12 protein-coding genes are annotated in these 16,534 nt (G+C 39.9%); 2 read left to right on the top strand and 10 right to left on the bottom strand.

Annotated elements, in window-relative coordinates; genetic code table 11:
• Positions 1-5: 5 nt before the first annotated feature.
• The 4 genes from RCP16_RS07220 to RCP16_RS07205 all read right to left on the bottom strand — a co-directional run bounded on the left by RCP16_RS07220 (position 6) and on the right by RCP16_RS07205 (position 4,132).
• The gene (locus RCP16_RS07220) at positions 6-1,097 is read right to left on the bottom strand and encodes a YhgE/Pip domain-containing protein (protein ID WP_069328293.1); all 1,092 of its coding nucleotides are present in this window, start codon (positions 1,095-1,097) and stop codon (positions 6-8) included.
• A gap of 99 nt (positions 1,098-1,196) precedes the next feature.
• Positions 1,197-1,628, bottom strand: a complete 432-nt coding sequence (locus RCP16_RS07215) for a MarR family winged helix-turn-helix transcriptional regulator (RefSeq protein WP_069328292.1) — start codon at positions 1,626-1,628, stop codon at positions 1,197-1,199.
• A gap of 89 nt (positions 1,629-1,717) precedes the next feature.
• Positions 1,718-1,969 (bottom strand): YolD-like family protein, encoded by a 252-nt coding sequence (locus RCP16_RS07210; RefSeq protein ID WP_069328291.1) that lies wholly within the window; start codon positions 1,967-1,969, stop codon positions 1,718-1,720.
• A gap of 174 nt (positions 1,970-2,143) precedes the next feature.
• Complete coding sequence (locus RCP16_RS07205; RefSeq protein WP_308642010.1) at positions 2,144-4,132, bottom strand: glycoside hydrolase family 127 protein; 1,989 nt, start codon at positions 4,130-4,132, stop codon at positions 2,144-2,146.
• A gap of 200 nt (positions 4,133-4,332) precedes the next feature.
• Here RCP16_RS07205 and RCP16_RS07200 point away from each other — a divergent pair, with 200 nt between their 5' ends.
• Positions 4,333-5,667 carry an MATE family efflux transporter gene (locus RCP16_RS07200; protein ID WP_308642009.1) on the top strand — a complete coding sequence of 445 codons (1,335 nt, stop codon included), beginning with the start codon at positions 4,333-4,335 and terminating at the stop codon, positions 5,665-5,667.
• Positions 5,668-5,765: 98 nt separating this feature from the next.
• Here RCP16_RS07200 and RCP16_RS07195 read toward each other — a convergent pair whose 3' ends face one another.
• Entirely contained in the window at positions 5,766-6,530 is a 765-nt protein-coding gene (locus RCP16_RS07195) for an SDR family NAD(P)-dependent oxidoreductase (RefSeq protein ID WP_069328288.1), read from the bottom strand.
• Positions 6,531-6,736: 206 nt separating this feature from the next.
• Here RCP16_RS07195 and RCP16_RS07190 point away from each other — a divergent pair, with 206 nt between their 5' ends.
• Positions 6,737-8,404: a putative bifunctional diguanylate cyclase/phosphodiesterase gene (locus RCP16_RS07190; RefSeq protein WP_308642008.1), complete on the top strand. Its 1,668-nt coding sequence runs from the start codon at positions 6,737-6,739 to the stop codon at positions 8,402-8,404.
• Between the two features lie 110 nt (positions 8,405-8,514).
• On the opposite strand, the gene RCP16_RS07185 is transcribed toward RCP16_RS07190, so the two are convergent.
• From RCP16_RS07185 to RCP16_RS07165, 5 genes are all read right to left on the bottom strand, one after another.
• Complete coding sequence (locus tag RCP16_RS07185; protein WP_308642459.1) at positions 8,515-10,650, bottom strand: glycoside hydrolase family 6 protein; 2,136 nt, start codon at positions 10,648-10,650, stop codon at positions 8,515-8,517.
• Positions 10,651-11,125: 475 nt separating this feature from the next.
• Positions 11,126-12,091, bottom strand: coding sequence for a glycoside hydrolase family 12 protein (locus tag RCP16_RS07180; RefSeq protein ID WP_308642007.1), 966 nt, complete (start codon positions 12,089-12,091; stop codon positions 11,126-11,128).
• Between the two features lie 364 nt (positions 12,092-12,455).
• Positions 12,456-14,486, bottom strand: coding sequence for a Na+/H+ antiporter (locus RCP16_RS07175; protein ID WP_308642006.1), 2,031 nt, complete (start codon positions 14,484-14,486; stop codon positions 12,456-12,458).
• Between the two features lie 191 nt (positions 14,487-14,677).
• Entirely contained in the window at positions 14,678-15,577 is a 900-nt protein-coding gene (locus RCP16_RS07170; protein WP_308642005.1) for an ABC transporter permease, read from the bottom strand.
• A gap of 14 nt (positions 15,578-15,591) precedes the next feature.
• On the bottom strand, positions 15,592-16,527 hold the full coding sequence (locus RCP16_RS07165) for an ABC transporter permease (protein WP_308642004.1): 936 nt from the start codon (positions 16,525-16,527) through the stop codon (positions 15,592-15,594).
• Positions 16,528-16,534 lie beyond the last annotated feature (7 nt).

Below are 16,534 nucleotides of genomic sequence, written 5' to 3'. Positions count from 1 at the left end.
GGAGATTAGTGACTATTTGCCGGATGATTGATAGGGCTTGGTGCTGGCTTGATCAGCGCTGTACGAATCCATGTGATTCCAAAAGTGACAATCGCTATCCATAGTAAATGAATCACAAATGAGGATACAGAAGCCCCACTATAAATTAACCTTAAATAGCCTTGTATAGCATTTGGAGCTGGTAAAAAGTGTCCTACATTTCGATATAAAGGAGATAACATAGCAGCAGGGATGATATTTCCTGCGGTCATCAACTGAAGCGGAATTAACGCTACGTTGAATAATGGAGCCACATTGCCGAATAAAGCGAACGCCATTTGTGTAACAGCAATACAGGAAATGTAGACCAATAGATGAAAGCTCCACATTTGCCAGAATGAAGCGGCTGTATCTGCGAATAACGTGGCTACTGTCGTAATCAGTAATGAAGCTACGATAGAGATTGCCAGCAGTAATATCTGTCTCCCCCAAAAGATCTGCCACTTACTATGATCACGCTTTAACATCATAGATGCAATATTTAATTGGATATTCATGGTCATAACACCAACATATGTGACAAAACCTAAGATCATAGGCAACATTGAAATGGCAAAATTAGAAATATCATGTGTTTTGACCACATTTGTAGTCACGATTTCTTGATGAACATCAGCAAAAGCATGTTCGCCTATCGTCGAGGAAATTTGTGCAGCAGAACTTTGTACGATGGACTTCGCAATATCCGAGTTCCCTTGATTGATATAATAATTCATCTGAGTACTGCCATTGCTCGCTACATCTTCGGTGAAATGAGCAGGAATAGAAATAACCATGGTCAATTCACCATTATCCATATGTTGTTGTGCTTCGTTTAACGACGGATAAGATTGAGTCTTGTATGGAACCCCTGTAGCGATCGCTTGAGCAATATTATCACCTGCTGTTCCGTCTTCATTGACAATACCTACCACCAGTTGATCCACTCGCTCTGTAGCTCCGTGATAACCCGTCATCCAGAATAATAAAAAGACTAAAGGTACAAAAATAGAAAATACGATCCCTACCTTAGTCTGGGTAATGCCCAAAAAATCTTTAAACGTTTTGAATACAGTCATTCTTTTCTCCTCCAAATACAACTTTTCTTTTTAAAATTACATGCATAGGATATAAATGGTTATGCATGTATTAAGCCAAAAAATATCCAGCTGACAGTATCAGCGGGATAAATGGTCAAACAATTGATTGATTGTGGCAATAAACTGTTTTACTTGTTCCGGTGGAAATAGGCTATTGATCTCATCATCAACCTCTTTCATAATCGGCTGTGTGGTTGCGATCAATGCTTGTCCTTGCGCAGTCAAATGCAATAATACAGCTCGGCGATCAGCAGGATCTACTGTACGTGTGATTAACTTTTTATTTTCCAATCGATCAATCGTTTTACCAATACTGGTCTGATCTTTAGAAAATAATTCAGCTAATGCTTTCTGAGAAATGCCTACGTGAACCACAAGGTTGTTCAGAACTCCAAATTGTTCTGGAGTGATATTATAATCCTGTAAAAGATGAGAAGCTTTTTTCTTATAAGCCAAATATGTTCTGGATAACAGCAAACCTAGCGGGTCTTGCTCTTGATTAAATGACATAAGTTATCCTCCAAAAAAAATACTAGCATAGCAGATAATCGGCTATGCTAGTATATTCTGAATATCATTATTTTGTCAAAACAATTTATTTAGTCTCTCGGGTAATTTACACCCATAATATCCATAAATTTGACTTTATGAAGTTCTTCTTCATATTGTACATGTACTCGACCTGTACGTGGATCCATATTTACAATCTGACCGCGTACAGGTTCTTCTGTACCCCAGACAGTCAGCAAAATTTCCGATTTTTCTTGATAGGCTTCAGTAAGTTGATTACCGATCTCTTCTAGTACAAATTCATCCCGTGTTGGACGCTTTGCTACTTTTGCTTTAGCCAAAATTAACCCCCCTTTACACTTCTCTATTCTATTTTACATTTAACTGCATATTGATTCAATAGTTTAAGCTAAAAAATAAGCACAAATGTTCGCTTTTTTCGTTAAATTGACATTTTTTCATACTATTTTCTGCAAAATAAAGAGATGCGACATCTAAATATCGCATCTCTTGTCCTACTTAGTTGATGAAGTTGTAGAAAAGGCTTCACTTTTACGAATCCAGACCGCCATATCGCCTTCACCACGATTTGCCCACAGGAAGTAAGGAATCGCTGTAAATGGTTGTTGTTGAGGTGTCGGAGCACTATCTTGATATAGATTATCGCCCCATCCCTCTTCTTGCTCTCGCACAGCTGTACCTTCAATGACGATCGTTCCTCCTAGCAACTGTCGATCGAATCGGGCAGTCAATAGCTTTTCAGGATGAATAGATAATGCTGAGATCAATTCTCCATTATCTGCTTGCTCCAGGCAGTATACTAATGGGCCATATTGTAAAGCGACCTTGCCCGCTGTAGCCCGCAGTCTTGGATGACTATGAATCACTTGTACGTGCATCTCCATATTCCATTCTATAACATCACTTGCTGACCATTCTCGCTGAATATAGATATATCCATCATGTAATAAGGACTCATAAGTTATTGCTTCACCGTTGATCGTAAGCGTAGCTTGTTTACACCAATTGGGTAAACGCAAAGCCAATGTAAACGATTGAGGTTGTTGTAATTGAAAAGAAAAACGAGTCGCTCCATTCCACGGGTATCTACTTTCTTGCTGAATAACAAGTTGCTCTTCTCCAAGTGTTAATTGTGCTTCTCCACCGATATACAGATGCGTATATATCGTATCTTGATCAGTACTATAGATGTATTGCCCTAATGAACTGACCAGACGTGCAATATTAGGAGGGCAACAGGAACAGCCAAACCATTTCTGACGTACAGGCTTTACATGATGCTTGCCTGGATTATGATGACAAGCAGACGGCCAGACTTCTAATGGATTCACATAGAAATAATGCTTACCATCCTGCGCCATTCCGCCAATTACTGTATTGTATAGAGCTCGTTCTAACACATCGGCATATTCGCTTTTGGCTTCAATCTGTAGCATTCGATGAGCAAAAAAGACTATTCCTACTGCTGCACAAGTCTCTGAATACCCTGTATCATTAGGAAGATCATAATCAATAGTAAAAGCCTCACCATGATGCGTAGAACCAATTCCGCCTGTGATATACATCTGCTTGTGCACCATGTTGTTCCACAATGTCTGGCAAGCTTCATATAGACTTTTATCGTCGGTTAAACCAGCCAGATCAGCCATCGCTGTATACATATAGACTGCACGAACAGCATGCCCTACTGCTTCTTTTTGTTCACGTACTGGCACATGAGCCTGACTGTATTTCAGATTAATTTCATTTGTTTTACCTACAAAAAAGTTGATGCGATCCCGTTGTTCCCATTCTTGCTCTAGAAAGTTAGGTTGTTGTCCACGTTCATCAATAAAAAATTGGCTCAGTTGCAAGTAACGTTGTTCTTCGGTTAAACGGTATAATTTCACAAGTGCTAGCTCAATCTCTTGATGACCATCATAGCCACGTAATTGACCTTCTTTGGTGCCAAATACGGTATCAATATAATCCGCTAGACGGCAGACCACATCAAGCAGTTTGCGTTTACCTGTTGCTTGGTAATAAGCTACTCCAGCTTCAATCATATGCCCTGCTGTATACAGTTCATGACAATCCGCTAGATTAGTCCAACGTTTATCCGGTTCTTTGATTGTAAAATATGTATTTAGATATCCATCTTCGCCTTGCGCTTCAGCAACAAGATCAATCACTTGATCGGTCATCTGTTCTAATGCAGAATCAGGATGTGTCATTAACGAATACCCTACGGCTTCGATCCATTTCGCTACATCCGTATCTTGAAAAACAAATCCATTAAATTCCCCTTCTTTGCGACCAGCAGCAATCTCAAAATTCTGAATAGCATAACTGGGTTCAGCATCAGCAATACGATCATGTAGAGCATCATATTGATAAGGAATCACAACTTCACGTACCAGTTCATTATATTTCGTCCAAAATTCATCTTGAATACGGACTTCTTTCGGTGTAACTGTGGTCAACACGTTATCATTTTTGAGCATAGGTATTCTCTCCTTTATAGTGGTAGTAAAGTAGACTTTCTTTCTAATATGATTACGCTTTCAAAATTATTGTTTAGGTTGTTATTAATTAATATCACATTCATTAACGATACACAATGATTTCCAACTATAAATTCAACAATCTATTCACAAATTGTTTAATCGTATTCATTTCGATTAATTTATGGTATAACAAAAGTATGAAAACATTACAATCTTCTACTCCACCTAATTATCGTAGTTATCTTGCTTTAAGTATTCCGTTAATTATTTCTACCGTGACTACTCCCCTTCTTGGTGCAGTAGATACTGCTGTTGTTGGTCATTTATCAAGTAGCATTTACATAGGTGGCGTTGCAATTGGTACTCTTATCTTCAATACATTGTACTGGTTATTTGGATTTCTAAGAGTAAGTACGTCTGGATTTGCAGCACAAGCCAAAGGCGCCGGAGAATTAGAACGTGGCTTCTCCGAATTGGTTCGTCCGACCATCATTGCTCTGCTTATCGGTTTCCTATTTATTGTGTTACAGTACCCCATTTTGCAAGGTGTACTGGCATGGATTAGACCTGATGCAAATATTCGTGAGCAAGCTTCTATTTATTTTCATATTCGTATCTGGGGTGCTCCAGTAACCCTGCTGAATTATGTTATTCTGGGTTGGCTCATCGGAATGGCGCATGTGAGGCAGACTTTATTTGTCCAGATAGGGATTAATGTACTCAATATGATTTTGGCGATCGTATTTGTACATGTATTTCACTGGCAAGTTGCAGGTGTCGCTTCAGCTACATTGATTGCAGAGATTATCGGGCTAGTATTCGGGATCTTTCTGATCTGTCGTTCTCCTTATTTCAAATGGGGATCGATATCGCAAGCAGGTCTATTTAATCGTGAAGCTTTACGCCGTATGATCAGTGTGAATAGCGATCTATTTATTCGTACGATCTGTCTGTTAGCAATGTTCAATATCTTTACAGCGAACAGTACTTCATTCGGCCCTGAGATGTTGGCTGCGAATGCTATTTTGTTACAAGTCCATTATATTATGGCTTACTTCTTTGATGGATTTGCCAATGCGAGTAGTATTTATGCGGGTCAAGCTGGTGGATCGCGTAACCCATTGTTACTACGGCAGACGATTCGGTGGTCATGGTACAGTTCATTTCTGCCAGCGCTATTGATCGTAATCGTCTACTGGGTGTTTCATCAACCATTATTGGGATTATTTACAGATTCAGCATCTACAATTGCACTGGCTAATGAATATAGCCCCTGGTTGTTACTGTTTCCTCTAGTGACAGGTGCAGGTCTTGTATTCTATGGATTATTTACAGGGTTATCTGTCACTGCTCCTATTCGTAATTCTATGATAATCTCTTTTGTATTATTTGTAGCGGTGCTCTGGATTGCTGTTCCTCTGTATGGCAACCATGGATTATGGTTAGCTTTTATCGTCTTTGGTTTAGCGCGAAGTGTATTTTTGTTAATACGTCTTCCTCGCTTGTTAGAAGCTGTTCCTACCAAATCATAAAAGTCCGCTGCATAAGTAAGATAACCAAAAGAGTCACACTCATGATAAGTGTGACTCTTTTTTGGTATCTATATACGTTTGTCTTTTATTATATCATCTTAAAATTCTTGATCGGTTGGGCGAATCAATACTTCATTGATAGCCACATGCTTAGGACGTGTCACTACATATTCGATAGCATCTGCAATATCTTGAGATTCTAGCGGTGTAATATCACCAAATAGCTTACCCATCTCTTCCATAACTTCAGAGCGTACATGTGAAGATAATTCGGTCTGTACAACGCCTGGCTCTATTAAGCCTACACGTACCCCACGACCTGTCACTTCTTGACGAAGAGCTTCACTAAAAGCAACAACTCCAAATTTGGTCATATTGTAGACAGCAGAACCTGCGCCTGCACGACGACCTGCTACCGAACTAATATTGATCAGATCGGCTACTTTGCGCTCTGACTGTTCAGCGGCTTTCAGTAAATGTGGCAATGCAGCATGAGAAATATGCAATAGTCCATTCACATTAATCGACACCATACGATCCCATTCTTCTGTCGGTGCATTTTCTGCTGGACCTAATAACATCACACCAGCATTGTTGATGACAATATCCAAACGATTATATTTTTGAATCGTTTGTTCAATCGCTTGTTGTGCTTGTGCTTGATCGGTAATATCTGCTTCAATCACGAATGCTGCTCCACCTTGAGAAGTAATATCAGCAGCTAATTGATCCAGACGGTCTTTACGACGTGCTACGACCACTACGGTTGCGCCTTGTGCAGCCAGAGTCTTAGCGGTTGCTTCCCCTATTCCACTACTTGCGCCTGTAACGAGGGCTACCGTTCCTTGTAATTTCTGTGCCATGTATAACACTCCTTTTATATGGATAAAATACACATATCTATAGTCTTATACCCTTAAAAAGAATAGCACAATCAAATTTTGAACAATTCATTTAAAAAAAGAAGTTCATTTTTTCTTCATATATGCTCTATACATACCGATGAAACCTATTATATATTAAAAATAATTTTAAGATTATGATTTGTATGGTAAAGGAGTGGACCTAAATGAATAACGAAGATTCACTGATTCATCCGCTTCTTAAGTTAGCTTTTGATGCTATGGAAGATCTAGTGTATATTATGGCTGTCGAGAATCGACAATTCGTATATTGTTATGTCAATCGGAAGGCAGAATTGTCTAGTGGAATCACTAGCGAATATATGGGTAAAAACTTTTTTGAGCTATACAGTGAACGGAATCAATATGAAATGGCTCAATATTTGCATAACAAATATTCTAAAGTACTTATTCAAGCACAAAGTGTACGTTTTGATGAAGGGCATCTTTTGCCTACCGGAACATTAAGCGGAGATAGTATCATTTCTCCTATCTTTGATGAACATCAAAATATCACTCATCTCGTCTGTATTACTCGTAGTTATGATGAACGTCATCATTATCAAGAGAAAATGCAGTATTATGCCTATCATGATGAATTGACTCAATTATTGAATCGGCGCTTTCTGTATGAGTTCGTGACTCAACCTGCTTATTTATTTATGTTTGATATTGATAATCTTAAGTATGTAAATGATACTCTGGGTATGGAAAGTGGAGATACTTTATTAGTTGAAGTTGCCGGTCGTCTTAAACGCAATTTCAGTTCCGACTATATCAGTATTCGTTTGAGCGGGGATGAATTTATACTGGTATCTAATCGAGAACAAGAACATCCCGAACAGATGGCGAAGATTATTATCTCTCTTATGAATGAACCTTTTTTATTCAACAATCATCAAATTAAGATTAACGTTAGTGTAGGGATCGCTTTCTTCTCGGAAGATATCAATATCTCGATTGCTTTGAGACGTGCTGATATTGCCCTATACCATGCCAAAACAAGCGGACGTAACAAACATCATTTGTTCTGTGAAAGTACGCAGTATGAGCAAGTGGTACGTTTTAATTACGAACTGGCACTGAACAGTTGTCTGGAAAAAGAAGAACTGCAATTATTGTATCAGCCGATCTATGGCAATAAGCAAAAGCAGGTCGTTGCGGTCGAAGCTTTATTACGATGGAAAAAAGATCATAAATATATGGTTTCTCCAGCTGACTTTATCCCTGTCGCCGAACAAACAGGTCTGATTATTCCGATAGGGGAATGGGTGATTCGTCAGGCTTGCCGTGATCTGACTATTATTCAAGCCAAATATGGACAACAGACGAAGATTGCTATTAATATTTCCAGAATCCAATTAAGTGAACCTGATTTTATTGATCGAATTAATCAGATTCTCAAAGAAGAAAACGTTAATCCACGTTATATTGATCTCGAAATTACGGAAAGTGTAGCTATGATCGATACGGTTAGTGAACGCTCTTCACTACTCAAATTACGTGAACAAGGATATACGATCTCTATTGATGATTTTGGGACAGGGTATTCTTCACTCAGTACACTTACTCGTCTTCCCATCGACAATATCAAAATAGATCGTTCTTTTGTGGCGCAAATGAACCCTCCTGTGCTTAAAGCTCTACTTGCGATGGCAGAAGCGCTAGAGCTGCATGTGGTCGCTGAAGGCATTGAAGAAGAAGAACAATGGCGGCAGTTGATCGAATTGGGATGTAACGACTTTCAAGGATATTGGATCAGTTATCCGATGCCACTTGCAAGCTTACCGGATCTCCCCCATTTTCTTTCTTCATTTTCAAACGATTACTTATAATTCTTGTCATGCTTATGATAATTATACAAAAGACCTTATCCCTAAAAGGACAAGGTCTTTTGCTATTGAGCATAGTTAGCAGATGGTCATATACGCATCATGCTTATTTATTATTGCGCTACACCCCATGTTAATGTATTGCCTTTGTACAATGTTACTTTGTTCCAATCTGCATATGAAGTCTTGGTTGCGTCAAAAGAATAATCGTTGCTTTCATCTAGTGGAGACCAATCATTTTTGGCCATACGTAGTTGAATATCGCCTGTCTGTGCACTAGGTTGAAGTGCTCCAGCGCCAGCAGTAAAACCTACTTCTACGTAATTAGGTGTAAAGGTAGTTGTTACATTGCTTTGACCTACTTGCGCCCAATCGACCCAAGCAGTCATATCTGCTGATCCTTCTTTAGAGAAATAATAACGCAATTTGAGATCGCTAAGATTCACAGCCGCTGTACCATTGTTTTTGATATTAAAATAAGGTTTGATCTGGCTATCATTAACATTGGTATCTCCCGCACGATACTGAACCACAAGATCACCTGCTGGTGTTGGATCTGTTGGTGTCGGTGGGTCTGTTGGTGTTGGCGGTGTAGTTGTAGTCGCTTGTGGCTTAGCACTCACCACAGACGAATTTACACTTGAACCTGCTGTGTTATTTGCAGTAATAGCATAATAATACGTTGTTCCATTTGTAACTGCTTTGTCTGTGTACAATGTGGTTGTAATATTAGCACCAACAGTAGTTAAAGCTCCTGTGGCACTCGTTCCTCTTTTCACCGTATAGCTAGTAGCTCCTGTTACCGATGACCAGTTCAATTTGACTTGACCATCTTCAGCAGTTGCTTTAAGACCTGTTGGTGCAGTAGGAACCGTTACTGGAACTGGAGTTGTAGGTGTTGTAGAACCGCCTACAGCTGGATAAGAATTGTTGATTAACATCACGAATTGATCATGGAACCAAGCACCAGAGATAGGTGCGTTAGGCAATGCACCGGTTAATACGCCATCGGCTGTTGTAAATGTAGGATCACACATACGGTCAAAGCCTTTGCCTTCATTGTTCGGAATCAGTGAGCTAGAACCATCGGATTCACCTGGAGGTTTAACCCATACATACGCATCCAAGTGAGCACCTGGAGCTGATGTTGGAGCTACACCAATACCTGCTCCACTAGCATTACACCAGTTACCACGGTGATCGCGGCGGTCTACGCGTCCAGAGTTCACATAGGTATTGATATCATTTCCAATAGCGGCAACTGGACGGTTAGGTCCACCCCATCCGTTACGGCCTGTATCAATCAAGAATCCAATACCACTTGGCCAGCCTGCACTGACAAAATCCTTATACAATGCGCCTGTAAAATCAGTTTCGTCAAAGTAAGGATTCCATTCGTAGAATTTGGACGATTTGATCGGTTGTCCACCGACATTTAGATCAGGATTAGGAAGATTAGGTTCATTCAGCGGTGTTGTATTCGCTGTGTTAGTTACAAACCCATCTACACTCGCAAGACCTGCTGTTGTAGATTGCACCACTTTAGTATACAAAGAGACCGTTGCTGTACGGTTGTTATCCCATCCCAACCAACCGGAGTGACCGATATCAAGGTAATTGTATACATTTGGGATTGCATGAAGTTTGTTTAAAGCGTATTTTACGCCCGCTTCATAGATTCCAGTTGAACTAGCTTGAGCACAACGTGCATCACTCAAGTTCGTCACCAGATTAGGTAAGCTATCCGGTTCGATTACGTTTACAATACGAATATCTTGATATTTAGGATTAGCGAAAATATCGGCAATCACATCAATATATTCTGTTTTGTATCGTTCTAACCCTGCCGGTGTTAAAGGTAGTTCGCCATTAGAAGCTAAAGCATGACAATCCCGTCCAGGAAGATCATAAATTACAAAGCTTGCTGTAATCGGGGTATTTCCTTTTTTCTGGGCTAACGCTGCATCCAAATGAGCTTCCAAGCTAAGACGACCTGCATTGTTCGCACCACCGCCTATCGCGTCAATCCGATCTAACCAGACGGATGTAGGATAGGACTTTATGGTTTCCATTTTTGCTTTGAGTGAAGCATCACTTACTTTCGCAATTGAGGCATTAACTTCTTTGGCATAATCAGGATTCACATACGCAGTCGCGCCAACAAACGGATTATCGACATGGGCTTCAGCATAAGCTGCTGGAGTAGAAAGTACAGGCAAAAGACTTCCAGTTAATAGTGAAACGGCCATCGTGTACTTCAATGTTTGCCAGATACTTTTTTTGGATTTCAAAAAATTCACCTTTCTTTCTTAAGTAATTTGGGTGGATCATGTGTATCCATTCGAAAAGTAAGCGTTATCTTTTTGGCTTACGTTTGCTTGTTCCCCTTCTGAATCACCTCCTCAGGGCTGATTATACTGAAAGTTTTTAATGGTGTAAATTGGTAATTATGGATTTAATTTGTTTATAATATTCAAAAATGTTAACGTTTTCATCTGTTTTTTTATATATCACAATGACACATATGTTAGTTTACGCGGAATTCATTTATACGCTGTTTAAGTAAGCCACCTTTACCATTTCCTAATTACCATATAATTCCATGTAATTTTTTCACTGTCAAAATGCAAAAAAAGTGCTTCTCTTACCCGTAGGCAAAAGAAACACTTTGATTTTATTCAGAAATGATATGAATTTCAGTACTATTTTAGTTCGAAAATGATCTTATTGAGCTGTAATCGACCAGTTTGTCACATTCAATTTACCGCTACCACTCATCACATCTGTACCGAATTTCACGCCACTTACATAATCAAAGGAGTTCAATTCGTTACGATCTAACAAGTTTTTGATAAAGGTAGAGATGTTCAAGTTTACGCTATCTGCATTCTCTGTTCTTACAAAAGTATATACATTTCCATTCATACTATTGAAGTTAGATTGACCTTCCATATCACTATTCATACCTTTACGATACACATCCCAATTAGCGCCATCTAGACTCACTGTGCCTAGAGATTCGCCCCATGTTGCTGTGGTCGTTTTCATATCTTGGTTTGTTGTTGAAGTAGAATCATTTTTATTCTCGACTACAGTTGAAGCATTCTGTGAAGTAGAAGTGACTAATTTTACAATATCAGAAGGTTGAGACTCTGCTCCTGCCCACTGCGTATTATGGATAAATACCGTATATCCTGTGCTATAATCACCTGTTGCTTCTTCAGTCGAATAGCTCACTGAAGTATTGATATCTTTCATTTGGCTTTGACGAGAGCTAGAGCTACTACTATTACTGCGTCTGTTCTCGTTGTCTTTATAGATTTGGACAGGGAAGTTACCTGCATTCTCATAACCTGGTGTCCAGTTCCAACCGTAAGAGATTGCTGGAGAAGATTGTGTACCTGTCATGTCTGCTGCATATGCCCAGTTATAACCGAAAGATGAATTGGTATCATAGAAGATCGACTGCGTAGAATCTTGATTTTCACCAGTCATCGTACTATTTGAATTATTCATGCCCGACCAACCTGTATTCGCTAGATAACCATTCGTACCCAGACTATAACTGCCATTTACATTATTTGAAGTCTCAGCTGCTGCTGAAGCTGCACCGGGTAGAAGTAAAGAAGCACTGATTGCAAACGTAGCTAATGCAAAAATAGGTTTTTTAAATGTCGTTGATTTTTTCATGATGTTACCTCCAGTAGAATTATAGTTAGTGAGTATCAGGAAAAAATGCTATCGATATAGATCAAGAAAGAACGATCTATTTTTAACTGTGCACAAAAAAAGCACAGTATAGACCACAGAAGAATATGTATCATTCTTGTTCTCTCTATTTCAAATGAAGAGATCGTTTATCCCAAAGCATAATACGATGTGTACTACCATCATGCTTCAAGATAAACGCTTCATTTGGATAAATCTTCTTTAACGTAGAAGATAATATATCGACTACTTCCTACTTATAACTTACCCAACACCGGTTCAACATAACCGAATTTGATAACCATTTTTTGTAAAAATATAATTTCGTCTTAAATTTGACATACTTTTAATTTTCCATCAGTATCCACTTTTCTAAATCTTGAACAAAATGTCTCATTTTACGAGCGTGTTGACGGTCAATTTCTCCACTTTCATACAGTTCTTGTACTTTATCACGTTGATTTTGGATCGCTGTCGTAATTAGATCTAGTTTTCCTTTATCTAGCGTAATATCAGGTAGTGATTGCCCTGTCTGGTACTGAATCGCATGAATCACTTTTTCATAACGGGCTATAATTTTGGTCGAAGCTGTTCTGTTATCTGGAGTCATCTGTTGCTGAATCGCTTCAATAGCCGCAATCGATGTATGCAGTTTTAACTTTTTCAACATATGTGTTCGTGCTGCTTCATCATTCGGCTCTAACGTTTCATGCTGTTCTGCATTGTTCAGTGGAATCATCCCTTTCCACTTGTCCAGACATTCGGCTATACCCGTATCTGATCGATCTCGAAGAACCGTTTCCAGACGGTCTAGTCGATATTCGAAAGTCATCGCAATCTCTGCGGTGATCTCCCCACGATTACGTAACCGTCTGACTTCTGTACGTTCAGCTTGAATACCGTGCAGGTAAATCTCCATTTCCTGTGGTCCCATACCGTTAATCTCCATGATCCGCTTTTGGAACACATCGCTTTTGGACATATAGCCTTTCACTTCAGCGATAAGATTACGAGCGGCATCACGATTGGAATCGTTCATATTAGAATGAACCGATTGTACAGCCGCTTCTAAAATTTTGAGTCGAATATCTTTTTCTGATTTTTTCTTTTTATCAGCAAGCGTCACTACAGGTTCTGGATCAGAAGATAATAATGGCAAGAAAATACTCGCTAAGATCAGACTCAGTAGAATAACTCCTGCTGCAATAAATAAGATCAATTCCCGTTCTGGAAATGCACTTCCATCATTTAATACATATGGAATAGAAAACGCAGCTGCTAAGGTTAAGGCACCACGAACTCCAGATAAAGAAGTTAATAATATCCCTCTAAGGCTAGGTCGATTGGATTCGGAAGGCGCTTGTAACAAATAGCGTACACTCCAAAATGCATAAATCCAGATAAACCGTAGCACATACAAAAGTAATGTAATAAGTACGACATAACCCAGTACTCTTCCGTTGTCGAAATTGACATTTTGGAATATAGTTCCCATGACTTCTGGAATCTGTACACCAAGAATCATAAATACCAGACCATTTAGTACAAATACAAGCACAGACCATGTACTGGTAGACACTAATTGCATTTTAAGTTGTACGGATTCGGCACGATCACGCTCCATCGCATGAACAATACCCCCGGCAACAACAGCTAAAATACCAGATACGCCAATTTCTTCGGCGAGTAAGTAGATGACAAATGGAGTGAGAATTTGCCACAATACATGCACCGTAATATCTTCCATTCCCCAACGTCGTAACCACACCTGACAACGAATAAGGATAAAAGACATCAATGCGCCAAGAGCCAATCCGCCCAAAGCCACAAGCACAAAGCTAAAAGAAGCTTCCCACCACGAAAAAGCACCGGTGACTGTAGCTGCTACAGCAAATTTAAAAGCTACCAGACCGGAAGCATCATTGAGCAAAGATTCTCCTTCGAGTAACCGATGAATGGATTGTGGTAAATGGACACGCTTTGCGAGCGAACCTACAGCGACTGCATCGGTAGGCGATAATATAGCCGCTAGAGCAAACGCTGCGGGTAATGGAATACTTGGAATTAGACTATGAATGGCATAACCTGCAATCAATACCGTAGCAAATACAAGCCCAAAGGCTAGCGTTATAATAGGGACTCGCAGATTCCATAACTCATCTCTAGGTGTACGCCGTCCATCGTTATACAATAATGGCGCAATAAATAGCACAAGGAATAATTCAGGATCAAGGGGTAACTCTACGCCTACGATCGAGACAATGATCCCGAGTGCAATTTGGAATAAAGGTACTGGCACCAAAGGAACCAGTCGATTCAAAATATTAGAAATACCAATCATTAAAAGTAAAACAAGTACAGCGATAAAGTACTCCATAGCCTTCCCCCTCTTTATGTTCTAGTCGATATGGAATAAATCTTGTCATTATTCCCCTATACAGTCAAGAAAGAAACAATCTTTTTTCACGCCAAAGAACGTATACATCACAACCTCATCCTATGACGGACTTTGTTGTAGCGTATACGCTCTACTTTTTTCACATGGTATAGACTCAAAATTATCTACAATTATAGATAAGAACTTTGGGGGTCTAACCGATCTCTGAGATCATCTCCTATAATATTGATCGCCAGAACAAATACAGTAATAGCTAGTCCGGGGAAAGTACAAATCCACCATGCTACAGTTAGATAGCCTCTACCTTGAGATAACAGTGCACCCCAATCGGGAATCTCATGGATCACACCCAAGCCTAGAAAGCTAAGCCCTGCGCCTGTGAGAATCGCTGTACCTAGACCTAGCGTTCCCATCACTAGAATCGGTGAGACTGCATTAGGAAGAATATGCTTCCAGACGATACGCAGTCCAGAAGCTCCTAGAGAGCGAGAAGCTTCTACATACCCTCGACTACGCAAACTCACCATCTGACCACGCATCACACGCGCATAACCGGGAATCGCCGAGACAGAGATCGCAATAATAATATTCAGCAATCCCGGACCCAGTGCAGCCGCAATCGCTAAGGCTAACAACACACCGGGAATAGTCATTAAAATATCTATAAAGCGCATTACGATCGTATCCAGTATGCCCCCAATGTAGCCTGCCACTGTGCCTAGCAATACGCCTACAAGTACACCTATAACGACCGAGCTAAATCCGATTAACAACGAATCCCGAGCGCCATAGACTACCAGACTGAATATATCTCTTCCAAAATAATCAGTACCTAGCCAATTGATAGCATTAGGGGCTTGTAAAATACGATCAGCTACCATGTCTACAGGTGAATATGGAGCAATCCACTGGGGCACAAGCGCACAGAGTACAATAAATGCAATAAGAGCTAGTGCGATATACCACATATAACGGGTCGTTGTTGCTTGCCATGATAACTTTTTCGATCGTACCGTGGAAGACGATTCATTTTGCCAGTCTGTTGTTAATGTTGGTGTTGCCTGCTTCATAGATACCCTCCCTTTTATCTCGAAGTACTCGAACGACGGATACGAGGATCAATATACGTATATGAGATATCTACCAGTAGATTAATAACTACGTATAGAATAGCTGTAAAAAAGACAACTCCTTGTACCACTGGAATATCACGTGCCATAATCGCATCTGCTAGAATCCGTCCAATACCTTGTCTGGAAAAGACCGTCTCGATCACTACCGTTCCGGCTAGCATTTCTCCAATCTGCATACCGACGACTGTCACCACAGGAATCAGTGCATTACGTAGAGCATGCTTATACATAATCACATGACGTGATATTCCTTTTGCCCGTAAAGTGGTGATAAAAGGTTCACTAAGCACTTCCAACATACTATTACGCACCATTCGAATCACAAAGCCTGCTCCAACAATCCCGAGCGTAATCGCAGGCAGTACCAGTGTCGATATCCCTTCCGAACCCATTGCCGGGAACCAGCCCAATTGAATAGAAAAGATCAAAATCAGCAAAATGCCTGACCAGAATGTAGGCATCGAAATTCCGAATAAGCCGACGGTTCGTGCTACAATATCAATCCAACCGTTACGATGAACAGCCGATAATATACCAAGCACTACACCAATGATCACAGCTATACATGTACTGGATAAAGTCAAAATCAATGTAGACGGAAAATTCGCTAAGATTTTGGGTAATACAGGATCAGAATTCACCATCGATACGCCAAAATCACCATGTAACATATCTGCGAGATAATGACCGAATTGAATATAAAATGGCTGATCTAATCCTAACTGTACCCGTAGGTTTTCGATCATTTCAGGTGTGGCATATGTGGGATCAATCATCGATAGTACAGGATCACCGGGTAGCAAGTAAAAGATCGCAAATACCAATGTTAATGATCCTACAATAACCAGTAACGATGAGATCGTGCGTGTTATGATCGTCTGTACCATAGATCCC

The organism is Paenibacillus nuruki, from assembly GCF_963311185.1.
GTDB classification, from domain to species: domain Bacteria; phylum Bacillota; class Bacilli; order Paenibacillales; family Paenibacillaceae; genus Saccharibacillus; species Saccharibacillus nuruki.
Note: the sequence above shows the minus strand (reverse complement) of the source record. Positions and strands in the feature narration are given on the sequence as shown.